This is a genomic window from Williamsia limnetica (assembly GCF_003217475.1).
GTDB classification, from domain to species: domain Bacteria; phylum Actinomycetota; class Actinomycetes; order Mycobacteriales; family Mycobacteriaceae; genus Williamsia; species Williamsia limnetica.
Map to the genome: position 1 here is coordinate 89,630 of NZ_QJSP01000011.1, position 25,459 is coordinate 115,088.

Annotated in this window: 23 protein-coding genes; 5 read left to right on the plus strand and 18 right to left on the minus strand. The window is 64.2% G+C overall.

Annotated features, from left to right (window positions below):
* Positions 1-4: 4 nt before the first annotated feature.
* The 5 genes from DFR67_RS18780 to hsaA form a co-directional block, all read right to left on the minus strand.
* On the minus strand, positions 5-823 hold the full coding sequence (locus DFR67_RS18780) for an SDR family oxidoreductase (RefSeq protein ID WP_110471027.1): 819 nt from the start codon (positions 821-823) through the stop codon (positions 5-7).
* Positions 820-2,025, minus strand: coding sequence for a hypothetical protein (locus DFR67_RS18785; protein ID WP_110471028.1), 1,206 nt, complete (start codon positions 2,023-2,025; stop codon positions 820-822). The genes DFR67_RS18780 and DFR67_RS18785 overlap by 4 nt, the downstream gene beginning before the upstream one ends.
* 31 nt (positions 2,026-2,056) lie before the next feature.
* Positions 2,057-2,629, minus strand: coding sequence for a 3-hydroxy-9,10-secoandrosta-1,3,5(10)-triene-9,17-dione monooxygenase reductase subunit (gene hsaB, locus DFR67_RS18790; RefSeq protein WP_110471029.1), 573 nt, complete (start codon positions 2,627-2,629; stop codon positions 2,057-2,059).
* Positions 2,630-2,632: 3 nt separating this feature from the next.
* Entirely contained in the window at positions 2,633-3,553 is a 921-nt protein-coding gene (hsaC, locus tag DFR67_RS18795) for an iron-dependent extradiol dioxygenase HsaC (protein WP_110471030.1), read from the minus strand.
* 80 nt (positions 3,554-3,633) lie between these two features.
* Positions 3,634-4,815, minus strand: a complete 1,182-nt coding sequence (hsaA, locus tag DFR67_RS18800) for a 3-hydroxy-9,10-secoandrosta-1,3,5(10)-triene-9,17-dione monooxygenase oxygenase subunit (protein WP_110471031.1) — start codon at positions 4,813-4,815, stop codon at positions 3,634-3,636.
* Positions 4,816-5,065: 250 nt separating this feature from the next.
* Between hsaA and DFR67_RS18805 the strand changes: the two genes are divergently transcribed.
* Both DFR67_RS18805 and DFR67_RS18810 read left to right on the plus strand, forming a co-directional pair.
* Positions 5,066-6,250: a 3-ketosteroid-9-alpha-monooxygenase, oxygenase component gene (locus tag DFR67_RS18805; protein WP_110471032.1), complete on the plus strand. Its 1,185-nt coding sequence runs from the start codon at positions 5,066-5,068 to the stop codon at positions 6,248-6,250.
* Positions 6,250-6,609 carry a hypothetical protein gene (locus tag DFR67_RS18810; RefSeq protein ID WP_110471033.1) on the plus strand — a complete coding sequence of 120 codons (360 nt, stop codon included), beginning with the start codon at positions 6,250-6,252 and terminating at the stop codon, positions 6,607-6,609. Before DFR67_RS18805 ends, DFR67_RS18810 begins: the two co-directional genes overlap by 1 nt.
* 124 nt (positions 6,610-6,733) lie before the next feature.
* Here the strand turns inward: DFR67_RS18810 and DFR67_RS30945 are convergent, their stop codons facing one another.
* From DFR67_RS30945 to DFR67_RS18835, 5 genes are all read right to left on the minus strand, one after another.
* Positions 6,734-7,681: a hypothetical protein gene (locus tag DFR67_RS30945; protein WP_211325110.1), complete on the minus strand. Its 948-nt coding sequence runs from the start codon at positions 7,679-7,681 to the stop codon at positions 6,734-6,736.
* 81 nt (positions 7,682-7,762) lie between these two features.
* Entirely contained in the window at positions 7,763-8,932 is a 1,170-nt protein-coding gene (locus DFR67_RS18820) for a chromosomal replication initiator protein DnaA (protein ID WP_146240478.1), read from the minus strand.
* 89 nt (positions 8,933-9,021) lie between these two features.
* Positions 9,022-10,098: a 4-hydroxy-2-oxovalerate aldolase gene (gene dmpG, locus DFR67_RS18825; protein ID WP_110471035.1), complete on the minus strand. Its 1,077-nt coding sequence runs from the start codon at positions 10,096-10,098 to the stop codon at positions 9,022-9,024.
* A gap of 1 nt (position 10,099) precedes the next feature.
* Positions 10,100-11,011, minus strand: coding sequence for an acetaldehyde dehydrogenase (acetylating) (locus DFR67_RS18830; RefSeq protein WP_110471036.1), 912 nt, complete (start codon positions 11,009-11,011; stop codon positions 10,100-10,102).
* 55 nt (positions 11,012-11,066) lie between these two features.
* Complete coding sequence (locus tag DFR67_RS18835; protein ID WP_110471037.1) at positions 11,067-11,855, minus strand: 2-keto-4-pentenoate hydratase; 789 nt, start codon at positions 11,853-11,855, stop codon at positions 11,067-11,069.
* Between the two features lie 188 nt (positions 11,856-12,043).
* Between DFR67_RS18835 and kstD the strand changes: the two genes are divergently transcribed.
* Together kstD and DFR67_RS18845 are read left to right on the plus strand one after the other, a co-directional pair.
* Positions 12,044-13,780 (plus strand): 3-oxosteroid 1-dehydrogenase, encoded by a 1,737-nt coding sequence (gene kstD / locus DFR67_RS18840; RefSeq protein WP_110471038.1) that lies wholly within the window; start codon positions 12,044-12,046, stop codon positions 13,778-13,780.
* On the plus strand, positions 13,780-14,640 hold the full coding sequence (locus DFR67_RS18845) for a MaoC/PaaZ C-terminal domain-containing protein (RefSeq protein ID WP_110471039.1): 861 nt from the start codon (positions 13,780-13,782) through the stop codon (positions 14,638-14,640). Before kstD ends, DFR67_RS18845 begins: the two co-directional genes overlap by 1 nt.
* Positions 14,641-14,654: 14 nt before the next feature.
* On the opposite strand, the gene DFR67_RS31395 is transcribed toward DFR67_RS18845, so the two are convergent.
* Complete coding sequence (locus DFR67_RS31395; protein ID WP_281268349.1) at positions 14,655-14,780, minus strand: hypothetical protein; 126 nt, start codon at positions 14,778-14,780, stop codon at positions 14,655-14,657.
* A gap of 192 nt (positions 14,781-14,972) precedes the next feature.
* Here DFR67_RS31395 and DFR67_RS18855 point away from each other — a divergent pair, with 192 nt between their 5' ends.
* On the plus strand, positions 14,973-16,610 hold the full coding sequence (locus DFR67_RS18855) for an MFS transporter (RefSeq protein WP_110471041.1): 1,638 nt from the start codon (positions 14,973-14,975) through the stop codon (positions 16,608-16,610).
* A 7-nt stretch (positions 16,611-16,617) separates the two neighbouring features.
* Here DFR67_RS18855 and DFR67_RS18860 read toward each other — a convergent pair whose 3' ends face one another.
* The 7 genes from DFR67_RS18860 to DFR67_RS18890 are packed head-to-tail and all read right to left on the minus strand — an operon-like array spanning position 16,618 to position 25,428.
* The gene (locus DFR67_RS18860; RefSeq protein WP_110471042.1) at positions 16,618-18,240 is read right to left on the minus strand and encodes an AMP-binding protein; all 1,623 of its coding nucleotides are present in this window, start codon (positions 18,238-18,240) and stop codon (positions 16,618-16,620) included.
* A gap of 11 nt (positions 18,241-18,251) precedes the next feature.
* Positions 18,252-19,424: a lipid-transfer protein gene (locus DFR67_RS18865; protein WP_110471043.1), complete on the minus strand. Its 1,173-nt coding sequence runs from the start codon at positions 19,422-19,424 to the stop codon at positions 18,252-18,254.
* A complete protein-coding gene (locus DFR67_RS18870) occupies positions 19,421-19,879 on the minus strand; it encodes a MaoC family dehydratase (RefSeq protein WP_110471044.1) in 459 nt (152 codons plus the stop codon). The genes DFR67_RS18865 and DFR67_RS18870 overlap by 4 nt, the downstream gene beginning before the upstream one ends.
* On the minus strand, positions 19,876-20,889 hold the full coding sequence (locus DFR67_RS18875; RefSeq protein WP_110471045.1) for a bifunctional MaoC family dehydratase N-terminal/OB-fold nucleic acid binding domain-containing protein: 1,014 nt from the start codon (positions 20,887-20,889) through the stop codon (positions 19,876-19,878). Before DFR67_RS18875 ends, DFR67_RS18870 begins: the two co-directional genes overlap by 4 nt.
* Entirely contained in the window at positions 20,886-22,049 is a 1,164-nt protein-coding gene (locus tag DFR67_RS18880) for an acyl-CoA dehydrogenase family protein (protein WP_110471046.1), read from the minus strand. The genes DFR67_RS18875 and DFR67_RS18880 overlap by 4 nt, the downstream gene beginning before the upstream one ends.
* 2 nt (positions 22,050-22,051) lie before the next feature.
* The gene (locus DFR67_RS18885; RefSeq protein ID WP_110471047.1) at positions 22,052-23,110 is read right to left on the minus strand and encodes an acyl-CoA dehydrogenase family protein; all 1,059 of its coding nucleotides are present in this window, start codon (positions 23,108-23,110) and stop codon (positions 22,052-22,054) included.
* A 59-nt stretch (positions 23,111-23,169) separates the two neighbouring features.
* Positions 23,170-25,428: an acyl-CoA dehydrogenase family protein gene (locus tag DFR67_RS18890; RefSeq protein WP_110471048.1), complete on the minus strand. Its 2,259-nt coding sequence runs from the start codon at positions 25,426-25,428 to the stop codon at positions 23,170-23,172.
* Positions 25,429-25,459: the final 31 nt, after the last annotated feature.

Sequence of the window (25,459 nt, forward strand, 5' to 3'; positions counted from 1 at the left end):
CCTTCTAGACGTGGTATTCGCCGCAGTTGACATCGAGCGTCTGGCCCGTGATCGCGCTGGCCCAATCAGATGCCAAGAACACTGCCGCGCGGGCGATCTCATCGGGCTCGGGTAGGCGTTTGAGGTCAGACTTCGACGCCGTCTGCTCGTACACCTGCTCAGGAGTGATGCCGTATTTCTTGGCGACCTCGCCGAAATACCATTTCAACTGGTCATCCCAGATATAGCCGGGAGCAACAGTATTGATGCGAATCCCCTTCTCCCCCAGCTCTGTCGCAAGTGTCTGCGACATCGCGAGCAGCGCAGCCTTGGACAACTTGTAGCTGCCGTACCGCGGTTCGGAGTGCCGCACCACCATCGAGTTGATCATCACGATGGCGCCCGACGACTTCTCCAGCTCATCGGTGAAGGCCTTCGTCATCCGGAGCCCGCCCAGCACCGTGAGGTCGAGGCTCGAGCGAATGTGATCGAAGTCGGTGCGCGCCAGAGGCTTCATCGAGGGCAACGAGAATGCGTTGTTCACCAGCACATCGACGTGGCCGAACTCGGCGACGCTGCGCTCGACCAACGCCTGGACCGCGGCGTCGTCGGTGATGTCGGTGGGTACCTGGAGCGAGGTGCCACCGGCCGCCTGTATCTCCTTCGCGATGTCCTCGAGTCGGGACGCCGTTCTCGCCGCCAGCACCACCTTGGCACCGGCCGCGGCGGCCTGCAAGGCGATCGATCGACCGAGCCCCGGCCCGACACCGCCCACGACCACAACCTTGTCCGCGAGCAATCCCGAGTTTCCCGCGGGCGCGGCTGGGTTCACCGCGGCGGTCATCCGAGCATCCTCTGTGCGAATCCACGTTGGCGCAGCGCGATCCGCTCACGCCAGCCGGCCTCGTCGATGGTGTTCGTATCGTGATACGGCAAGTGCGCCGCGACGTCGCCGACATCGATGATCTCGACGGACGGCCCGTCCGACTCGGTGAGCGTTCGGGAGACCCTCTGCCACCTGAACTGTGCGATGCCCCGCTGTTTTCCCGTCGTCTCGATCCAGTTCGCGATCCCGGGATTCTGTTTGCTGACGACCAACCGGATCATGCCGTCAGGATCCACCTGCGCCTGCGCGGTGTTCAGGCTCGTCTGGTGGTTGACGTAGTCGAGCGAGATGTACCACATGCTGCCGAGCTGAAAACCCTGATAGGGCGCATCGGATTTGGGGACGGTGATCACCATGGCCTCGTGATCGGCGAGGTCGTAGTGACCCACCGAGGAGAACTGGGTGCTGAGTCCACCCGGGGTCAGCCGAGGTGCTGTCAGGGTGTTCACCGGCAGATCCAGATAGAACCACTTGGGGAAGTTGAACCAGGTGTTGATGCGCGACAACAGCATCTTGCCCGCGACGTGATAGCGCCGGGTGATCTGCGCCAGTCCGGCTTCCTCCGGAGCGGTGCCGACAGTGTCGACGCGCTCGATGCGTATTTGTCCTTTCTGCGCGGACCAGTCGCCGTATACCTCCCGCACCGCAAGCATCGACGACCCCTCGCCCAGCACGAAGTAGTTCGGGCCCGGATCATCCTTGGGTGGTCCGAACCGGAGGGTGAACGATCCGTCTGGTTCGATGTCGAGCCGGCGGTCGTCGAAGGCGTCGTCGCCGCCTGGAACATCGGTCGCCGTGTAGTCACCTTTGAGGACCTGAAAACTCAGATCTGCGGTGGTGCCGCGGGTTCCGGTGATCACATACTCGGCGTCGGCCTCGACATTGGCGTGGTAGTACAGCGTGTCAGGGTTGTCGAGGCCCATCTTGGTATAAGGCCCGGTCGACGTCACGAAGAAAGGATGGCTCTTGTCGTACGCCCAGGCCATCTGCAAACTGGCCCGGATGCTGCCGGCGAGATAGTCGTATCCCTCTGCGAGATCGTCGTCGTTGCGTATGAAATCCGCCGAGGCGATCAGCTTCTCGGCCTCGGCCACAGCCGCCGCGAACGGCGCTGTCACATCGGGGGCAGCTGCGACTTCAGTGGTAACAGGGGTTGTCATCTCGCTCCTCGTTGAACGGCTGAACGCACTACTACAGCCAGGTATCGCCACCGGTCCAGGTCAGGAAATTCTCGAGTTCCGCCTGAGCCGGCGTGACGTGCGGGTGCTCAGTGGACAGGTAGCCACCACGGTAGAACAGCAAAGGCTTGTCCTGCAGCACTTCCCCCAAAGTCTGCACCCTTCCGATCACGATGAAGTGATCTCCGCCGTCGTCGACGCGCTCGAGGGTGCAGTCGACCCACGACAGCGAGTGTTTGATCACCGGCAAACCCAGCGGCGAGGGGTCCCAATCGATTCCGGCGAACTTGTCGTCACCGGGCGCACCGAAGGCCGCACTCACGTTCTGCTGGTTGTTGGAGAGCACATTCACACAGAACTTCTTGCTCTGCTCGATGACCTTCCAGCTCCGGGAGGTCTTCATCGGACAGAACAGGACAAGCGGCGGATCGAGCGAAAGCGCGGCGAACGACTGACAGGCGAACCCGACCGGCGTGTCATCCGGCGCCACCGTGGTGATGACCGTGACGCCTGTACAGAACTGGCCCATCGCGGTCCGAAACTGCCGACCATCAAAATCGTCTGTGCCCAGCGGATACGAGACCATATCTCAGGCGTTCTTGAATCCGATGGAGAAGTCATGCCCCCACAGACTCACCGCGGTACTTTCTCTCGCGATCCATTCATGGTCGTCGACCTGCCTACCCTCGCAACCGAACTCGACGTCGAAGCCGCCGGGGGTCTTCATGTAGAACGAGTACATCAGGTCGTTGACGTGCCTGCCCAGAGTGGCCGACATCGGAACTTTTTTCCGCAGGGCGCGATCGTGCGCAAGCCCTACATCGTCGGTGTTCTCCACCTCGATCATCAGGTGGACGATGCCCGTCTCGTTCGGGAAAGGCAGGAATGCGAGGCTGTGATGCCGCGGGTTGCAGCCAAAGAAGCGCAACCATGGTGGCTCGTCGCCTTTTTCACGGCCGACCATCTCCGGGGGAAGACGCATCGAATCCCGAAGCCGGAAGCCCAGCACATCTCGATAGAACCGCAGCGACGCAGCATCGTCGTCCGTGGTCAGTACCACGTGGCCGAGCCCCTGCTCCCCGGTCACGAACGTGTGGCCGTATGGACTGACCACCCGGCGATGCTGCAAGGCCACCCCATGAAAGGCCTCGAGCACATTGCCGGATGGGTCCTCGAACACCACCATCTCGACGACCTGACGGTCTTCGAGTTCTTCGTCCTTGCCTTCGCGGAAGATGACTCCCGCAGCGGACAAACGATCCCGGACTTCTTGCAATGCCGCAGCATTGGCGCATTCCCAGCCTGAACTCGCGAGATGGTCGCGATCGCTCGGCACGATCACCAAGCGAGCCGGGAACTCGTCCATCCTCAGATAGAGCGCATTGTCGGTGGGACCCGAACCCTCGGACATACCGAGAACCTTGAGACCGAACTCCCGCCACGCGGCCATGTCGGTGGCGTCGATACGCATATAGCCAAGAGAACGAATCGGGCCCAGCGCTTCAGTCATCGTCGAACTACTCCTTCGAAAGTGGTGGCTTCTGGTGAGTTCCACTCGGGCTTTGCTCGCCCGAACCCACCAATTCCGGGTCAGACCATGGTGTCGCCTATGGGGATACCGAACTCCCCGTTGCCGAATGCCACGTAGGCACGCTCGGCGTCGTTTGCCGCGTGGACCCGGCCTGCATGGGCATCACGCCAGAACCGCTGAATCGGGGTATCGCTGTCGAGCGCATGCGCCCCCGAGTTCTCGAAGAGGCGATCGATCGACGCCACGGCGCGGCCGGTGGCACGGACCTGGTCACGACGGGCCTTGAGACGCAACTCCATCGGGACCTCCTCGCCGGCGACCAGCAGGTCGTACTCGGACTGCAGGTTCCCGGAGAGCTGGGTCCAGGCAGCGTCGATGTCGCTCGCGGCCTCGGCGATACGCACCTTCGCGAACGGGTCGTCCTTCGCCTTCTCGCCGGCGTAGGCGGCACGCACTCGCTTGCCCTGATGCTCGACGTGGGCCGCGTAGGCTCCGTAGGCCATTCCGACGATCGGTGCGGAGATGACGCTGGGATGCACCGAGCCCCAGGGCATCTTGTACACCGGTGCCGTGTTCTTCTCGAGCCCCGGCGCCGTACCCGTGCTCATTGCCCGGAAACTGAGCATCCGGTGGCTGGGCACGAAGACGTCCTTGACGTCGATGGTGTTCGAGCCGGTGCCCTTGAGCCCGACCACATGCCACACATCGCGGATCGTGTAGTCCGAGCGTGGGATCAGGAAGCTGACGAAGTCGACGGGCTTGCCGTTCTTGATGACCGGGCCCCCGAGGACGACCCACTCCGCGTGACCGCATCCCGACGACCAGGCCCATGACCCGTTGACCTTGTACCCGCCGTCGACCACTTCGCCCATACCCATCGGGGCGTATGAGGACGAGATACGCACCGAGGTGTCCTCACCCCACACGTCCTCTTGTGCCTGCTGCGGGAAGAGCGCGAGGTGCCAGTTGTGGACGCCGATGATGCTGGAGACCCATCCGGTGGAACCACATGCCGACCCGATGCGCCGCACGGCTTCGTAGAATGTCACGGGATCGACCTGGTAGCCGCCCCACTGTTCGGGCTGCAGGAGCCGAAAGAACCCGACGTCGGCGAGCGACGCGATCGTCTCGTCCGGGATCTGGCGCAGGTCTTCGCATTCCTGGGCCCGCTGTTCGATCTCAGGTAGCAACGCGCTGATCTTTTCCAACACCTCTGCGCCCGCTTGGCTGCGATCACTCATCGAGCAACTCCTCGCTCTCGTTCCACTTCTTCGTTCCAAGACTAGAACACGTTCTCATTTATGTCGAGTACTGGGGGTTTACCCCACAATCTGCCGCAAAAGTGCCGTTTGGCTGGCGGGAATCAACGAAATTTTGTAACATGTTCTAGTAAGCGGAGGCGCTTAAAGAGACGTAGGCGTAGCTCGACCCGGACAGCAACGCGGCAGATGCGCAGCTCATCGCGACATCGCCGAACATAGGGAGCAGAACATGGTGGAGACGAAGGCAAAGGCGGGGATCGACAACAGTGCCGATGGCGGCGCTGTTCGCGAAATCGACACCGGCACGCCGCCGACCCGATTCGCCCGCGGATGGCACTGCCTCGGTCTGTTGTCGGACTACGACGACGGCAAGCCGCACTCGGTCACCGTCTTCGGGACCAAGCTGGTGGTGTGGGTGGCCGAGGGAGAACTGAAGATCCTCGACGCCTACTGCCGACACATGGGCGGCGATCTCTCGCAGGGGTCGATCAAGGACGGCAACATCGCCTGCCCGTTCCATGACTGGCGCTGGAAGGCAAACGGCCGGTGTGCCGGCGTCCCGTACGCGAAGCGCGCACCGAAGCTGGCCAAGACGCGGCCGTGGCCCGGCATGATCCGCAACGGGCAGGTCTTCGTCTACAACGACCCCGAGGGCAACCCGCCGCCGGACGACGTCGTCATCCCCGAACTCGACGAATTGAACAGCGATCAGTGGACGGGGTGGACCTGGAACACCATCGTCATCGAGGGTTCCAACTGCCGCGAGATCATCGACAACGTCGTCGACATGGCGCACTTCTTCTACGTGCACTATTCGCTGCCCGACTACTTCAAGAACGTCTTCGAAGGCGAGACCGCGGCGCAGTACATGAACTCGCACGGCCGCCCGGATGTCGACATCATGACCGCGTACGGCGACACCAAACTCGAGTCGATCGCCGCCTACTACGGTCCGGCCTACATGCTGAACCCGATGGTGCAGTACTACGGCGGCTACGCGATCGAGACCATCCTGACCAACTGCCACTACCCGATCGACAACAACTCGTTCGTGCTGATGTACGGCGTCATCGCCAAGATCCCCGAGGGTTTGACCGCGGACCAGGCAGACAAGATGGCCACGAAGATCACCGCGGGAATCGAGGTCGGCTTCCTCCAGGACGTCGAGATCTGGAAGCACAAGAGCCGCATCGACAATCCGCTGCTGGTCGAGGAAGACGGCCCGGTGTATCAGCTGCGCCGCTGGTACGAACAGTTCTATGTGGACGTCGCTGATGTCACCGAAGAGATGACGCAGCGCTACGAGTACGAAATCGACACCACCAAGGCCGTCGAGAACTGGAACCTCGAGGTCCAGGAGAACATCCGGCTCAAGGCCGAACGCGCCGACGCGGAAAAGGCCGCGGCGACCTGATGACGGTCAGCTGGTCCAAGGCCCCGGATTTCACCGCCGATCCGGAGCGGAAGGCCGCCGTCCAGGAGGCCACGACCCGGGACAAGGAGCACTATCTCCGGGGCGGTCTGACCGAGATCGAATGCCGGGCCTGTCACGCCTGCGTGATGGTGAAGAAATACAGCCCGCACCACACCAGCGTGCAGTGGACCTCGGCGGCCCGCGACAATTGCCCTGAGTTCAAGGCGATCCGCGCCGAAGGGGGCAACCCCGCGATGCTTCCCACCTGCCCGAGAATGTCTGCGAGCATCGATCACGGGGTGAGCGAGGGGATCATCCCCAAAGAGTCTCCCGACGTCGACCCCGACGGGTACTACTGAGTTCCGCGAGAATCTGCTCCACATACAGGAATCCGCTCCGCTTCCAGTGCGCTGGAAGTGGAGCGGATTTCTGTAAGTGGAGCGGATTTCTGTAAGTGGAGCGGATGTGGGTCGGTCAGGACGACTAGCGTTGCGGGCCGTAAGGACCGGGCTGCTGGGGCGGGTACCCACCCGGTTGGCCGTACCCGGGCTGCTGCTGACCGTAACCCTGGCCCGGCTGCTGACCATAGCCCTGACCCGGCTGCTGACCGAAGCCCTGGCCCGGCTGCTGACCATAGCCCTGACCCGGCTGCTGACCGTAACCCTGGCCCGGCTGCTGACCGAAGCCCTGACCCGCGGGCGGGCCGTACCCCTGAGGAGTCTGATTGCCCGTCGGACGCCCCGGCGGGGAGGTCAGCGCGAAGAACACCGACAATCCACCGGCGATCAGCGCAGCCAGTGCGCCGATGGTCACCAACCAGAGCCCGAAACCGGCATCGGAGATGTCTGAATCGCCCGCATCCTCGAGGACTGCACCGGCCGGACCGAAAAGATAGACCAACGCCAGGATGATCGCGATGAATCCGAGAACCGTAGCGGCAATGGCGCCGATACCCGGGAACTTGTTGATGATCAGTGGCACTGCAGCCGCGATGATCAACACGCCCAAGATGACGGTGAAGATTCCCGGTGATTTACCGCTGTCCTCCAGCAACTGCGCGATCTCGTCGCTACCTGAACCATCGACGGACACCGAACCCATTCCTGAAATCGAGACACTGGCGAGCTCGTTGTCATCGGCGGCCCAGCTGAAGAAGCTGAACAGCATCATCAGCAAGCCGCCGACCGCGACCGCGATACCGGTGAACTTCAGAAGTGAGTTCGACGACGTCGGTGCGAGCAAACCGCCCGCGGGGGATCGCCTGCCACCCGGTGCTGCACCGAATCCCGACTGTGGGGGCTGCTGATATCCACCCGGCTGGTAGCCACCTCCCGGATGGCCGCCGGCGGGCTGACCGTGAGCGCCGGACGGATAACCACCCGGCTGACCGCCGGGCGGAGGGAAGTTGCCGGGTGGTGGGCCGTACGTCATATGTCCCCCTGCTGTGAGTGGTTCACCCGTCCAGCGGGCGTCGATGATCGAAATCGATCGTAACGCGGGGGTCCTATCGGGTTATCGGCCGTCCTCGTCCTGCACTGTGTGCCGCGGCGCCGGAGCACGTCGAGATGGTGGACGCTGCTGTCCGGGCGGCCCGTCGCCGCCGGGCGGAATCGGACCGGTCTGGCGGCGACCGGGCGACACCGGACCCGGCGGTACCGCTCGCGGAGGTCGATCTCTGTCTCCCACCGGCTGATTCACGGTCGGGTACGAGTTCGGCAGCGGTCTCGGAGGTGGGGTGGGCCGATATCCGGGCGTAGCGGGTGGTGGACGTCGTCCCATCGACCCATCTCCGCCACCTTGGCGGGCGCGATAGCCCGGCTGCGGCCGGAAATCCGGGCGAGGTGGGGACGGCGGTACGGTCGGGGCCGGCCGGTCGCGATAGCGCGGCTCGAATTCGCGTTGACCGGGTCCGCCACGGACAGGCTCTGCCGATCGATCGCGGGCGGTCTCACCAGCACTCCTGCGCTGTGTCGATGGTCGAGCTCCGGACTCCGCCCTACGCCTGGGGGCAGCAGATTCGGTCAGCGGCCGGCGCCGCCCACGTAGTGCGGTGATCGTGCCGAATCCGGACGCGGCCAACGCAACAAACGCACCGAGGGTGACGAGCCACAGTCCGACACCTGCGTAACCGATTCCGGTACTGCCGGTTCCGTCGAGTACGGCATCACCCGGAGCGAACAGGTACTCCAGGGACATGAAGACCGCGATCAGCGCGAGCACAGCACCTGCTGCCGCCCCGAGTCCGGGATAGCGATTGATCACCATCAGGATCGCCGCACCGGCCAGCAGTGCACCGAACAACGCTGTGAAGACTCCCGGCGCTTTGCCCCGTTCGTCGAGTTCGGCTGCCACGTCGGCCGATCCACCCAGCGCCTGGGCGCGCGCCTCCGACGCCTCGAACGACACCGAACCCATCCCGGTCACCGACAGGCTCAGCTCATCGTCGGAGGCCGACGCCCAGGTGAGGAAACTGCAGACGACGATGAGCACTCCCGCCGCGGCGAGCACCAGGCCCGCGAAGCGTAAACGCGAATCACCTGACGACGCCGCGAACAGACCACCGCCAGACGTCGAGCGACGACCGGCATTCTCGGCGGCAGGCACGGTGCGTGGGCGACGCCCGGAGGGCGCCCCCGCAGACTGCCAATCTCCGGGATCCACGCGTGACCGGTCGTACGTCATGTGCCCTCACCGATCACCTCGCGCGGAGTCCGACCCGCACCCGAGTCGTCAATTCGGACAAATGGTAACCCGAGTCACCCGCTTCGGCGTCACACTCCGGCGTTGGCGTCCTGCTTTTTCTTCAGCTCGAGAGCGATGTCGATGAGTTGGTCTTCCTGTCCACCGACCAGTTTGCGGGCACCGGCCTCGAGAAGGATTTCTGCAGCCGAAACCCCGTATTTCTCGGCGTGACCTTCGGCGTGCTTGAGGAAGGAGCTGTAGCAGCCCGCGTAGCCCATCATCATCGCCGGACGATCCACCAGACACTCAGAGGGCATCACCGGCCGCACCACGTCCTGGGCGGCGTCGGCGATCTTCATGAAATCGACCCCCGTACTGATACCGAGCTTGTCGCAGACCCCCACGAACGCCTCCACCGGCGTATTGCCTGCACCTGCGCCGAATCGGCGCACCGATCCATCGATCTGCTGTGCCCCGGCTCGCACCGCCGCAATCGAGTTCGCCACGGCGATATCAAGGTTCTCGTGGCCGTGGAATCCGATCTGCGCATCGTCACCGAGTTCGTCTTTGAGCGCCGCAACACGATCCGACACCTGTTCGAGGACAAGGGCCCCGGCCGAATCCACGACGTACACGCACTGGCAACCGGCGTCGGCCATGATGCGGGCCTGCCTCGCCAGGACTTCCGGCGGCTGACTGTGCGACATCATCAGAAATCCGACAGTCTCCAGACCGAGTTCCCGGGCCAGGCCGAAATGCTGGATCGAGACGTCGGCTTCGGTGCAGTGCGTCGCGATCCGGCAGATCTGCGCGCCGCCATCCTGCGCCGCCCGGATGTCATCCTTGACACCCAGACCCGGCAGCATGAGGAAAGCGATCTTCGCAGTCGTCGCGGTCTCCACCGCTGCCTTGATCAGTTGCTGCTCCGGCGTTTTCGAGAAACCGTAGTTGAACGACGAACCACCCAAACCATCGCCATGGGTCACCTCGATCACCGGCACCCCCGCGCCATCGAGAGCGCCAACGATGTCGCGGACCTCCTGCTCGGTGAACTGATGCCGCTTGTGATGACTCCCGTCCCGCAACGAGGAGTCGGTGATCCGGATGTGGAGCGCATCGCTGTACTTTCGTGCACCGGCCATCAAGTCTGTGGAATTGGCGAACATGTCAGACACCTACCTTTGCTGCGAGCTTCTGCTTGGCGATCTCTTCGCCGACCTTGGTCGCCGCCGCGGTCATGATGTCCAGATTTCCGGCATACGGCGGGAGGAAATCTCCTGCGCCCTCGACCTCGACGAAGATCGACACCCGTGCCATGCCGCCATTGCCGACGCTCGGCGGGTCGAACTGCGGATCCTGCAACAACCGGTAGCCCGGTACGTACTGTTGGATTTCCTTCTCCCGCCGGTGGATCGCCTCCGCGATCGCATCGATGTCGGCGTCCTCTGGAATGGCACAGAAAATGGTGTCGCGCATGATCATCGGCGGATCGGCTGGGTTCAGGATGATGATCGCCTTGCCGCGGTCGGCACCACCGATCGTCTCGACCCCGCGAGAGGTGGTCTTGGTGAACTCGTCGATGTTCGCACGCGTACCCGGCCCCGCCGACTTCGACGACACCGACGCCACGATCTCGGCGTACGCCACCGGCACCACCGACGACACCGCATGCACCATGGGGATGGTCGCCTGACCACCACACGTGATCATGTTCGTGTTCGGCGCATCCAGGTGCTCGCGCAGATTCGCCGGCGGCACCACAGCCGGGCCTACGGCCGCCGGGGTCAGATCGATCGCCGTGATCCCTGCAGCCTCGTACTTCGGCGCGTACTCGCGATGCACATACGCCGACGTGGCCTCGAAGATGAGGTCAGGTTTCTCTTCCGAGGCCAGCAGCTCGTCCGCCCCACCCGACATCGTGATCAGGCCGCGGTCCGCGGCTCGCTTCATGCCCTCCGAATCGGCGTCGATGCCGACCATCCAACGCGGCTCGATGACCTCCGACCGTGCCAACTTGTACATCAGATCTGTCCCGATGTTGCCCGATCCGATGATCGCGGCGGTGACCTTGCCTGCCACTGGTGCTCCTAACGTAAAGACTCTGCGGACGTGTGTTTTTCGGACTGAGAAAGGGTCAGGTGAAATCCAGGGTGACGCTGCCCAGACCGACGAAATCGGCGACGAAATGATCGCCCGAACGAATGTCGATGGCGCGGGTGGCGGTGCCGGGCAAGATCACGTCGCCCTTGCGCAACCGCACCCCGAAACTCTCGACCTTGCGCGCCAGCCACGACACCGCGGTAAGCGGATGCCCCAGCACGGCACTGGAATTGCCTTCGGCGATCAATTCACCATTGCGGTGCAGTGTGGCATCGATGTCACCGGTGTCGATGTCGGAGATCTTCACCCGCTGCTCCCCCAGGACCCAGCCACACGATGATGCGTTGTCGGCGATGGTGTCCGGCAGCGAGATCTTCCAATCCCGGATCCGACTGTCGATCAACTCGATCGAGGGCACCACCCACTCGACCGCCGCGATCACGTCCTCGTTGGTGCATCCCGCGCCGGGCAGGTCCGCACCCAAGATGAAACCGACCTCCACCTCGACCCTGGGGAAACAGAACTTCGTGGCGTCGATCGGGGTGTGCTCGTGGTACTGCATCACGTCGAGCAGGTGGCCGTAGTCGGGCTCGTCCACCCCCATCATCTTCTGCATCGCCTCCGAGGCGAGGCCGACCTTGTGGCCGGCGACCCTGGCACCTGCGTCGAGACGCCGACGGATGTTGATCAACTGGATCTCGTAGGCGTCGGTCACATCGATGTCCGGATAGGCGACCACCGGCGGATCGATCGCGACCGCGGACGCCTCCGCCCTGGCCAGTTCGTCGGCGATCTGGTGACGTTGCTGGTCGGTGATCGTCATGTTCTGCCTCGCTCTCCTACCGGCCCAGGGGAACTGGAACGTGTTTCTGTTTTGCTATGCATCGGGCACTCGCCAATGGCTTCCAGGCTGGTATAGCCTGCCTAGTGAGTCAGTTTATAACGTGTTCTAGGTTGCCGATGGAAGTCGGGCGGCTTGACGGGCAGTTTCGGCGTGAAGGGGCGAGAAAGATGACCAGTTCGGACCAGACAGGGTCAGGACCGACCTCTGTGGATGAGACCTTCGATGTGATCGTGGTCGGTGCCGGAGGCGCAGGGATGAGTACGGCGATCACCGCCGCCGCACACGGCCTCGACACCGTCATCGTCGAGAAGTCGGCGTACTGGGGCGGCTCCACCTCCCGCTCTGGCGGCGGCGTATGGATTCCCAACAACAAGGTGCTGCAGCGCGACGGGGTCAAGGACGACCCAGAGGCCGCGCGCACCTATGTCCGATCGATCGTCGGCGACGGCGTGGCGCCCGAACGCATCGATGCGTACATCGACCGCGGTCCCGAAGCTCTCGCGTTTCTCTCCGAGAACTCACCTCTCGAACTCGAGTGGGTGAAGAACTACTCCGACTACTACCCGGAGGCCCCCGGCGGTCGCGTGGGCGGCCGCTCGTGTGAGCCCAAGCCGTTCGATTCCCGCAAACTCGGTGACGACATCAAGACCTTGCATCCCCCGTACAGCAAGGCGCCCCTGAACGTCGTGGTGATGCAGTCCGACTACCGCTGGCTCAGCACCGGGCTCCGGCACTGGAAAGGGCCGTTGCGGGCAGCGAAGGTCGGCTCGCGCTTCATCTGGGCGAAGCTGACCCGCAAGAAGCTCATCGCCATGGGCGCCGCACTGATGTCCGAACTCCTCTTGGGCGTACGGCAGGCGGGTGTCCCGCTGCGATTGAACACCCCACTGGTCGACCTCGTCACCGAAGGTGGACGGGTTGTCGGGATCGTCGTCGAATCCGACGGCAAGACCAAGACGTTGCGCGCCCGCCAAGGTGTGGTCCTGGCCTGCGGCGGATTCGAGCACAACGACGAGATGCGCCACAAGTATCAGCGGGAGCCCATCGGTTCCCAGTGGACCACGGGCGCCGAGTCGAACACCGGGGACGGCATCAACGCCGGCCTGAAGATCGGTGCGGGCGTGAGCTACATGGAGGACGCCTGGTGGGGTCCGACGATTCCACTGCCACGTGGTCCGTGGTTCGCGTTGTCCGAGCGGGCCTTGCCCGGCAGTTTCATGATCAATGACCGCGGCCAGAGATTCATGAACGAATCCCTCCCCTACGTCGAAGCCGTCCATCAGATGTACGGCGGGGAGTTCGGTCAGGGCGAGGGCCCGGGCGAGAACCTGCCCTGCTGGCTCGTCTTCGACCAGACCTACCGCAACCGGTACATGTTCGCCTCGGTATCCGGCCGCCAACCGTTGCCGGGTAAGTGGTTCAAGTCGGGCGTGATCACGAAGTCCGAGACCCTGTCCGGCCTCGCGGAGAAGATCGGCGTACCTGCCGAAGGGCTGACGCAGACCGCGGAACGCTTCAACGCCTTCGCGGCCGCAGGCAAGGACGAAGATTTCGGCCGCGGCGTCAGCCGGTACGACCACTACTACGGCGACATCACCAACAAGCCCAACCCGAGTCTGGGTCCCCTGAAGAAGGGACCGTTCTATGCGGTCAAGATGGTGCCGGGCGATCTGGGCACCAAGGGCGGCATCAACACCGACGCCGCCGGGCGCGCGCTGCGGGCGGACGGCTCCGTGATCGAGGGGCTGTATGCGGCGGGCAACACCAGCTCGCCCGTGATGGGACATACGTACGCCGGTCCCGGAGCCACCATCGGTCCCGCGATGGTGTTCGGATACCTTGCCGCGCTGGACATCGCGACCAATGCGCAGAGCAGCCGGGCCACCGAAGAGAAGGCGGGCTGATGCCGATAGATCCCGACGTCGCCCTCGGCGCCGTGGTGGCCAAGGAGACGTTCAGCTGGAGTGCCTCCGACGTCGCGCTCTACAACCTTGCCGTGGGCGCCGGCTCGGACCCGCTGAACGCCACTGCTCTCGAGTATCTCGATGACCGACGGCCGAAGGTCCTTTCGAGCTTCGCCACGGTCGCGGCGCACTTTCACGAGACCGAGCCTCCGAAGGTATCCAAGCCCGGAATCGAGATAGACCTGGGCTCGGTGGTGCACGGGGCGCAGGAGGTGCAGGTACACAAACCGATTCCAGCCATGGGCACCGCCACCACCACGACCACCGTTGTCGAGTTGCAGGACAAGGGTTCCGCCGCGGTCATCATCGAAGAGTCCGTCACGGTCGACGATGGGGGCGAGCCACTGTGGACCGCCCGATCATCCATCTTCTGCAAAGGCGCTGGAGGTTTCGGCGGCGAACGTGGCACGTCGGACAAGGTCAACTACCCGGACCGGGAACCCGACCACGTCATCGAAGAGAAGACCCTTCCGCAGCAGGCCCTGCTGTACCGCTTGTGCGGAGACCGCAATCCGTTGCACTCCGACCCCGCATTTGCGGAGAAGGCAGGATTCCCGCGGCCGATCCTGCACGGGCTGGGCACCTACGGAATCGTGCTGCGCACAGTGGTTGATGAACTGCTCGGCGGCGACGTCGATCGGGTCGCGAGCTTCGGCGCGAAGTTCGCCGGAGTCGTCTTTCCCGGAGAAACCCTACGGATCAAGGTGTGGGACGACGACTCCCGACTGTTGATCACCGCGTCAGTGGTGGAGCGGGACGACTCCCCCGCCCTCGGCAACGTGGTGCTCACCAAGCGCTAGCGATGAGCGAGGCCTCAGGCGGCGCTCATGAATATGGCGACGAGCCCGACGATGACAGCCACCAGCGAGGCAAGCATCGTGAGAACCCGCCATAGGCGGAGTTTGACTGCAGAGACGTCGTTGACCTGAGATGTGGCCATCGGATTCCCTCTCGTCCGAGTGCGGCTGATCCGGATGGTCAGCCTTACCAGCAACGCGGCGATTTCAGTTACCAGTGTGACCAATGTGACACAAGAGACACAAGTTATGTCGAAGCCACACCGTACGACGTGATAACGATTACACAACGTGAACTTCCGATACGTGCCGGGTGTTCTGACTAGGTTGGATCAATGAAATCAACGGTGGGGGCGTCACCAGACGAGAGAATTGGTCTCCGGACCGTCTGGCTCATTTTCGTGGCCTGTGTCGCGGTCAGCATGGTCATCGCGGCCATGGCATCGCTGAACACCGCGATACCTGATATCGCGCCTGCAGTGCAGGCCAATTCGAATCAGGTCACATGGCTGATCGACGGGTACACATTGACGCTTGCCGCATTGCTGCTCCCGGCGGGCGCGATCGGAGACCGCTTCGGCCGGCGAGAGGTTCTCATCGCTGGCCTGATCGTTTTCGCGATCGGTTCACTTCTGCCGATCTGGGTTTCCGATCCCACCCAATTCATAGCGGCCCGTTGCCTCACCGGGGTCGGCGCGGCATTCGTCATGCCGGCGACACTATCTTTGATCACGTCGGGGGTTCCGGCGTCGAAACGTCCCCTGGCCGTCAGCATCTGGGCCGGTGTCGCCGGCGCCGGCGGCATCGCGGGCTTCTTCGTCACCGGCGTGCTGCTGGAGTTCTTTTCGTGGCACTCCATTTTCCTGACATTCGCGATCGCAGCGGCCGTCACCGCGGTCCTTTCCTGCACGATCCCGACCTCGCGCGACTCGACGTCACCCAAGTTCGATGTCTGGGGCTCGGTGACCTCCGCATTGGCGGTTGCCCTGGTGGTTTTCGCGTTCATCGAGTCACCGCATCGCGGCTGGTTCGACCCGCTCACGGTGACCGCGTTCGTCGTGGGCATCGGACTGGCCGCGGTCTTCTGGTATTCGCAATCACGTCGTGCCGAACCACTGCTCGACGTCAAACTGTTCGGCAACAGTGCTTTCGCTGCGGGGTCTTTCAGCGTGATGATCCAGTTCATGGTTGCATTCGGCCTGTTCCTGGTCTTGCTGCAATACCTACAGTTGGTATTCGGATATTCACCGCTGAAATCCGCGATTGCACTGTTCCCGATGGTCATCGTCGTCATGGTGTGTTCGCTCATCGGCAACTGGATCGCGGTGAAGGTCAATCTCCGGATCATTCTCTCGGCGGGGATGTTGGTGATGGGCGTCGGAGTGATACTCCTCGGTGTCATCGCCCACTCAGAATATTGGACTGTCGCGGTCTGCCTCGTGGTGTTCGCCCTCGGTCTCGGAATCGCGACCGCCCCATCCACCACTGCGATCATGGTGAACACTCCCGCCGACAATCAGGGTGTCGGATCCGCCATCAACGACACGTCCCGCGAACTCGGGTCAGCCATCGGGATCGCCATCGCGGGAAGCCTGCTGGCCTCCGGATACACCCGCGACGTCAACGCCACCGCGGATGCTGCCCAAGCCCAGTTGCGCCAGACCGCCTCTCAGCTCGAATCCGCAGGGCAGGTCGGTCGGGCGCAGGAGGTCGCAGCCGCGGCAGACGGCATCAAGGAACACATCACCAACACGCTGGCCGAGGCGCTTCAGGTGGCCGAACGTCTGGCGCCTGAGCAACCGGAGTTGGCCACCCGTATCGCAGAAGGCGCCAAAGACGCCTTCATCGGGCCCATGAACGCGGCGTCCATCACGCTCGGTGCACTCAGTATCGCGGCCGGCGTCATACTCGCAATCTTCACGCCGAACCGCATGGACTCCGACGTGGAGCCGGAGAAGCTGAGCGACCGGTGAGACGGGGCTAGACCGTGGTACCCGCAAGGTCGAGTGCGGCCTGCTTGGCCCACTTGTAATCGGCCTTCCCGGCAGGTGTCCGCTTGATCTCGTCGACGATCACGAGCAGTCGAGGAATCTTGTAGCCCGCCAGCATCGTTCGGCAATGGGATTGGATCTCGTCCAGTGAGGGTTCGGCGATGCCGGGGCGAATCGCCACGACCGCCGACACCTTCTGACCCATCCGTTCGTCGGGCGATGGCACCACGAGCGCATCGGCCACTGCGGGGTGCGCGTGTAGGCACGCCTCCACCTCTTCGGCGTACACCTTCTCGCCACCGGTGTTGATGCACTGCGATCCGCGGCCGAGGAAGACGATGGTCCCATCGGCTTCGACCAGACCCATGTCGCCGAGTACTGCGACCCTGGTTCCGTCCGGCAGCTGAGGGAAGGTGCGCGCGGACTTCTCCTCGTCGCGGTAGTAGCCCAGCGGTACCCGGCCTATCCGAGCGATCATCCCGACGTCACCCGAGCCCGCGGGGATCACGTTCAGCTTCTCGTCGAGCACGGTCATCTTTGCTGTCGGCGGCATCGCGAGGGTGCCGTCGTCACGCACCTCGAACGCACCGTCGTTGCCGGTCTCCGACGCACCGAAGTTGTCGCGCAGGACCAGGTCCGGCTTCACCGCGAGCATTCGTTCGCGCACCCCCACCGACCAGACCGCGCCGCCCGAGGTGATCGAGAAGAGGGTCGAGAGATCGACCTCGTCCTTCAGCTTCTCCATCGCGTCGGCGAGCGGCGACCCCATGCCGTCACCGACGATGAGCACCACATTGACCTTGTCGGTCTCGATCGAGCGCACCACCTTCTCCGGATCGAACGCCCGCATCAGCACGAGTCGCGCGCCGAGGGTGAGGAACGTGAAGAGGGAGTAGAGCGCAGCACCGTGCATCAGGGGCGCAGCGATGAGGAAGGACAGACCCGGGAACTCCTTTGCCGCGGCCCCGACCTCGGCGAGATCTTTGCGCGGATTCTCGTCGTACGGATTGCCCCCGGAAAGCGGCTTGTGGAAGAAGTCGTCGTGCCGCCACATCACGCCTTTGGGATAGCCGGTGGTGCCACCGGTGTACAGCACCCAGAGCTCGTCTCCGGTCCGCGGCTCGAAGTTGCGCGCCTCGGACTGGTCGGACGCATCGAACGGCCGCACCCGCACACCCGCGTCCGCCGCGGCCGCGGACAGCCCTTCGGTGATGTCCCCGATGACGAAAATGGTGCGCAAGGTGGGGATCTCACCGACGATCTGCGCGAGGTTGTCCTGGTGCTCGGCCTCCTCGACGACGATGGCGACCGAGTCCGAGTTCTCGAAGATGTACAGCAGCTCTGCCGGGGTGTACCGATAGTTGATGTTGATCGGCACGGCACGGATCTTGATGACGCCCAGGATGGTGGTGACGTGCTCGACCGAGTTCTTCAGGAAGAGCGCGACATGCTCGCCCGCGGCCACCTCGGCCGCAGTCAACATGTGCGCGACCTGATTCGCTTCGACCTCGAGCTGCCGATAGCTGTGGTCGACGCCTTCGTAGGTCAGGGCGATGGTGTCGGGAACAGAATCCGCGACAGTTTCGAATACGTCGGCAAGATTGAACGCCATGTGTGCAGCTCCTAAGCCGTGAGAACCAAACCGCTTGTGGGGACTCCGGTTCCGGCGGTGACCACGACCTTACGTGCCCCCGGTACCTGATTGACCGATTTTCCGCGAAGTTGTCGGACCGCCTCGGCGATGCCGTTCATGCCATGGATGTACGCCTCACCGAGTTGGCCTCCATGGGTGTTGAGCGGCAGTCGTCCGCCCACCTCGAGAGCTCCCGGTTCCCGGACGAAGTCTTTCGCTTCACCGCGGCCGCAGAATCCGAGTTCCTCGAGTTGCATCAGCGTGTACGGCGTGAAGTGGTCGTACAGTATCGCCAGGTCGACATCTTCCGGACCGAGATCCGACTGCTCCCACAGTTGCCTGCCGACGAGTCCCATCTCGGGCAACCCCGCAAGATCGTCCCGGTAGTAGCTGGTCATGATGTATTGATCGTCACCGCTGCCGGACGCGGCACCGGCGATGATCGCGGGGGTGTGCGGAAGGTCTTTGGCCCGCTCGGCCGACACGATCACGAATGCAACGCCGCCATCGGACTCCTGGCAGCAGTCGAGAAGATGCAGCGGCTCTGCGATGTACCGAGAGTTCTGATGATCTTCGAGGGTGATCGGTTTGCCGTAGAAGAAGGCCTCCGGGTTCACGGCCGCATGCTTGCGGTCGACGACCGAGATGCGTCCGAAGTCTTCGCTGGTGGCGCCGTATTCGTGCATGTACCGCTGGGCGACCATGGCCACGAAGGCGGCGGGCGTGCTCAACCCGTGCGGATAGCTGAACGCGTTGTCGGTCCCGGACGAGTTGTCCTGGGCCACCAGAGAGGTGTTGACCTGACCGAACCGCATCCCCGAACGCTCGTTGAACGCGCGATAGGCGACCACGACGTCGGCCACCCCTGTGGCCACTGCCATGGCAGCCTGCTGCACGGTGGAACACGCTGCGCCGCCCCCGTAGTGGATACGCGAGAAGTAGGTCAGCTCACCGATACCCGACGCCCTGGCGACCGCGATCTCGGTGTTGGTGTCCATCGTGAACGACACCAGCCCGTCGACGTCGGCAGGTGTGAGGCCGGCATCGGCGATGGCGGCGGTGACCGCCTCGGCCGCGAGCCGGAGTTCGCTGCGCCCCGAGTTCTTCGAGAAGTCGGTGGCGCCGATCCCGGCGATGGCCGCCTTGCCGGACAATCCGCTCACTGTGCCACTCCCGCTTCACTCGTGGAACCGGAGACCGCGGCGGTGGTGTGATCCATCACCAACGTCACCACCGACGTGACGTGATTTCCGAGACCGTCCTTGCCGATAACGTCAACGGTCACGAGGTCACCCTCGACCGACGACACGGTGCCCGACAGGGTCAACGTGTCGTAGGCGTACCAGGGCACCCCGAGTCGGAGTTTTATCGACCGGATCTGGGCTCGCTGCCCAGCCCAGTCGGTGATGTACCGCTGCACCAGACCGGTATCGGTCAGGATGTTGACGAAGATGTCCTTCGACCCCTTGCTGTGGGCAAGGTCGCGGTCGTGGTGGACATCCTGGAAGTCCCTGGTGGCCAGCGCAGTAGACACCACGAAAGTCGGTGTCGCGGTGACGGTGAGCTGCGGAAGCTCGGTCCCGACCGCTGCCTGTGGCGGTGTTGCGGGGACGGTCATGAAAGCTCTCCTGCCGGTTGCCACGCGTACAGCGTCCACGCTTCGGTCTGTGCAGCACTGTCGGCGGGGAAGTCGAGGAACTCGACCTGAACGGGTAGCCCGACAGTCACCTGCGCCGGCTCGATCCCGCGGAGTTCGCCGAGCAGCCGCACGCCTTCGTCGAGTTCCACGAGCGCGACGACGAACGGTAGTGTCCGTCCCGGAACCTTGGGAGCATGGTGCACCACATAGCTGTAGACGGTGCCGCGACCCGACGACACCACATAGTCGGTGTCCTCGCCTCTCGGTTTCCACAGCGCCGGGATCGGCGGATGACGCAGGGTTCCGTCGTCGACTTTCTGGATCCGCAGCTCGTGTTCACGCACGCCGTTCCAGAAGAACAGGGTGTCCAGCGATGGGGTCGGACGCATCATCTTGGCCGGGTCGACATCAGCCGTTGCTGCGCCGAGCGACGAGATGACCTCGCCACCAGCGGGTTCGGTGATCGCCGCTTTCTCCGCAGGCCGGAACTTGAGGATGCGAAAGTCCATCTCGGCGACGACTTCGTCACCGACCTTCCAGATGTTCTTGGTCGTGAAGAACCAGCCCTCGCCGAGTGCGGTCTGTTTCGGTCCGACGACATCGGTGAGTGCGGACTCGATGGTCACGTGCTCACCGGGCACGGTGTACCGGTGGTACGTCGAGTCGCAGTTGGTCGCGACCACCGACGAGTAGCCGGCCGCGTCGAGTATCTCGGTCACCTGGCCCAGCGGGTCATCCTCGGCGCGAACTCCGTTGAGACCACGCATGGTCCACACCTGCGCCATCGCCGGTGGGGCGACGACGTCGTCATACCCGGCGGCGCGAGCGGCGCCCGGGTCGACGTAGATGGGATTGGTGTCGCCGATCGCCTCGACCCAGTTGTTGATCATCGGGGTGTTGACCGGGTCACGGCCCGCCAGCGGCGCACTCGTACCCGCATCGCGGACCTCATCGGTGGCCGCCAGGATCGCGGTCGTGGTGTCGCTCATCGTTTACCCCGGGGCAGACCGAGACCCGCAGTGGCGATCATCTCGCGCATGACCTCGTTCACCCCGCCGCCGAACGTGATGACGACGTTGCGTTTGGCCTGGACGTCGAACCAGTCGGCCAACTCCGCCGTTGCCGGGTCCGAGAAGTCCCCATGACGGCCCAGGATTTCGTCGATCAACCGGTGAACGTGCTGAAGTCGTTCGGTGGCAAATACTTTGGTCGCTGCCGCATCGGCCATCGAGATCGAGTCCCCACCGGAGGCGACCTGCCAGTTCAGCAGTTCGTTGATCCGGTAGTAGGCGTGCAGTTCGGCCAGTGCCCGGCGCACATCCGTGTGCTTGCCCGGGACCGTACCGTCCGGACCCGGCCGATTCGCCCAGTCCGTGATGCGCGCGAGCAGGCCGTCGAGCCGGCCGGCGGGCCCCAACATCACGCGTTCGTGGTTGAGCTGCGTGGTGATCAGACGCCAGCCGCCGTTCACCTCGCCGACGACCATGCCCGCCGGCACGCGGACGTCCGAGTAATACGTCGCGTTGACATGGTGCGCGCGGTCTGCGGTGATGATCGGGGTCCAGCTGTACCCGGGGTCTTTCGTGTCGACGATGAGCATCGAGATGCCCTTGTGCTTGGCCACATCCTTGTCGGTGCGGACCGCCAGCCATACGTAGTCGGCGTCGTGACCGCCGGTGGTGAAGATCTTCTGGCCGTTGACGATGTACTCGTCGCCCTGGAGTACCGCACTGGTCTTCAGCGACGCGAGGTCGGTGCCCGCGTCGGGTTCGGTGTAGCCGATCGCGAAGTGGACCTCACCGGCCAGGATGTCAGGCAGGAACCGCTGCTTCTGCTCGTCGGTGCCGTAGGCCTGCAGCGTCGGCCCCACCGTCTGCAAGGTGACCGCAGGAAGCGGGATGTCGGCACGGGCAGCCTCGTTGACGAAGATCTGCTGCTCGATCTGGCCGAAACCTCGGCCGCCGTACTCCTTTGGCCACCCGACCCCGAGCCAGCCATCGCTGCCCATCTGACGGATGACCTTGCGGTAGGTCGGACCGTGCCGCTCGGTCAGCATCGTGGTCGCGTCTTCGGGCGATACCAGGTTCGAAAAGTACTCGCGCAGCTCCATTTTCAGGGATCGCTGCTCGTCGGTCAGATCGATGAACATTTCTACACTCCTGCCTCAACCTGTTGCGCCAAGGCGTCCAGCCGACCGGTGGGCCCCCCGACCAGCCTGGCCAGGTCCTTGGCGATGGAAAAGTAACGGTGCAGCGGGTAGGTGAGATCCACTCCGACGCCTCCATGGAGGTGGATCATGGTCCGCATGGTGGCCGGGATCTCCTGCGCCAGCCAGTATCCGGACAACGCCAGATCTGTTCCGGCATCGAGTCCTTCGGTGAGCCTCCAGCCTGCCGAGGTGGTGGCCAACGTCATCGACCGGGCGACGACGTAGATGTCGGCGAGCTGCTGCTGAACGGCTTGGAACGTGCCGATCGGCTTGTCGAACTGGACGCGTTCGGAGACATGGGTGGCCGTCAGCTTCATGGCCCCTGCCACGAGCCCGTCAGCGTAGGCGGCGATCCCAAGGCTGTGATGCTGCTGCAGCCAACCCGGATCACCGTCGATGACGGAGTCCGCTGCGACGTCGGTGAGCACAACCGTGTACTCGCCCCATCCCGATGACGAGGTGGTCCTGGTCATCCGGACGCCAGGGGCGTCGGCGGGGACCACGGCGACCCCGGCATCGGTGGAGACGAGGATCGCGGACGCGCCCTCGGCGTGCAGAACGCCGGTCTTGGTCCCGGAGAGTTTGCCGTTCGAGATCGTTGTATGCGGCGTATCGGTCAGGGCCGCCCCCGGCTCGCTGATCGCCGTCGCCAGCCAGCCACCGGCCTGAACCCGGGCTCCCAGGGTCGCGGCCACGTCAGGCGCGCGATGTGCGAGCGGCGCCAATCCTGCGATCAGCGTCCCTATCGCGGGCGTGACTGCGGCGGCACGACCGAGTGCCGTGGGGATCGGAACCAGCCCGCCCACCGCGACGTCGTCGCCGCCCGAGGCCTCTGGCAGCGGCAGGGCCAACAACCCTGATTCGGCCAGCGCTGCCCACAGCGAGGTCTCGAAGCCACCGACGTCGGTGAGGCCCGCATCCCAGATCGACTCGTGCCGTTGTAGGACGGAGTCGATGACATCACTCACAGTTTCAGCTGTGGAGTCGCGCGTGAAGTCCACTATTTACACCTCTTCAGCGAATTAGAACCTGTTCTAGTTGTATCAGAGATCGGGCGGTCTCAGCGAGGCAATCCCAGTAGCCGTTCGGCGGCGGCGGTGGCGAGGATCTGGGTGGTTCCACCGGCGATCGACAGGCACCTGTTCAAGAGGAAATCCTGTGAGGCCGTCGACTGCGCCAGCCCGGCGACGCCGTGGAGTTGCTGTGCGAACTCAGGCACCGCCTGTCGATGCCGCACGCCGATAAGCTTGCGCACACTCGACGCCGCACCGGGGTCGGTGCCGTTGATCGATCCGAGTACCGAACGCAGATCGAGCACCTGCCCCAGTTGCGCCTGAGCGATCAACTCACCGAGCTTCTCGCATTGCGTCCCGGTGAGCTCCCCGCGCTCCGTCCCCGTTTCACCACCGTCGATCTGCGCCAGCAGCGCTTCCATCTCCTTGCCCAACGCCGAACCACCCATGGCGACCCGCTCGTTGGCCAGGGTCGTCCGAGCCAATCGCCAGCCATTGTTGATCTCCCCCACCACGCAGTCGTCCGGGACGAACACATCGTCGAGGAACACCTCGTTGAACATCGCCCGGCCGGTGATCTCCCGCAACGGCCGCGTCTCGATCCCCGACGACGTCATGTCGACGAGGAAGTACGTGATGCCCTTGTGTTTGGGCGCGTCCGGGTCGGTCCGCGCCAGGCAGATCGCCCAATCGGCATCGTGCGCGTGCGAGGTCCACACCTTCTGACCCTGCAGGCTCCAGCCACCTTCGACCCGTGTCGCCTTGGTTCGGAGCGCTGCCAGATCCGAGCCCGCCCCGGGCTCGGAGAACAGCTGACACCACATGACCTCGCCGTCGAGCGTCGGCTTCACGAATCGTTCGCGCTGCCGGTCGGTGCCGTGCTCGATGATCGTCGGTATGGCCCAGCCCGCGATGACCAGGTCAGGTCTGCGCACCCCTGCACGCTCGAGTTCCTCGTCGATCAGCACCTGCCGGACGGCGTCGGCACCGAGACCGAACGGCGCAGGCCAGTGCGGCGTCAGGTAACCCGTCTCGGCGAGCGCCCGGCGTTGATCACCCGCGGCAGCAATCGCCTCGGCGTCCGCGCGCACCTCGCGGCGCTGCCCCTCGGCATCCGAGAGATCGACGCGCAGCTTCCGTCGCACACCCCGCCGATTCAGCTCGGCGATCGCGGCGTGCCAGTGCCCGGGCGAGCCCAGTTGGGCCTGCCAGGCCAGGGCCCGTCGGAGGTACAGATGGGCGTCGTGCTCGAAGGTGAACCCGATGCCGCCGAGGATCTGGATGCAGTCCTTCGCATTCGCGACCACCATCTCCGACACGGCGGCCGCGGCGACCGCAGCACTGATCTCCACCTGTTCGGCGGCGCCGGCGCGCTCCGGGCCGTCGGCGTCGGTCAGCTCATCGACGGCGGACGCGAGATCCCAGGCCGCGGCACTGACCTGCTCGCTGCGGCACAGCATCTCTGCGCAGATGTGCTTAACAGCCTGGAAGCTGCCGATCGGCGCCCCGAACTGCTCCCGGACCTTGGCGTATTCGACGGCGGTGTCGAGGGTCCAACGCGCCACTCCGGACGCCTGCGCAGCGATGACCGCGATGATCGTGGCTCGGACGAAGGCGTCGGAGACGTGCAGTACGTCGTGTGCCGGGATGACCACGTCGTCCAAGCGGACCCGCGACAGCGCCATCGAGAAGTCGAGGGCCTCCACCGGTTCCGACACGATGCCCGAGGTACCCGGCTCGAGCAGCACCCACCGGTGGCTGCCCGCGATGTCGATCGGTGCCAGCAATGCGACATCGGGCGCGTATCCCGCGACCAGTCCCAGGTCACCGGACGCCGAGAGCACGCCCTTCGGATGATCGGGATCCGCCTCGCCGCGTCCACGCTCGGGGTCCACAGCACGGGGTGCAACCGCTCCGGCCAGCACCGAGGTCGCCACTGCCGCGCCGACGTCCCCCGCGATCAGCTGCGCGAGTAACGCGTTCTCGTTCGGAGAGCCCGACAGCGAGGTCAGCAGTGCACTCAGGGCCGTTCCCGCCACCGGCCCGGGCACCAGGTCGTAACCGGTCTGCTCGAGCATCACCGCCAGGTCCGTGAACAGTGCGTCCATCCCACCCTTGCCCTCCGGCACAGCCGCCGCGAAGATCCCGAGCTCGGCCAATTCCCGGAACAGCGCAGGCCAGGGTTCGGCAGTCAGGTCGGACCCCGGTTCGCCGGCCCGCACCGTCGTGATGACCGACACCTTTTTGGACCATTGACCAATTGCGTCGGCGACAGCGGTATGTTCTGGGGTGGTAGCAATGGTCACGGAAGTCTTTCCTTGCCTGCTCGGGGTTGTC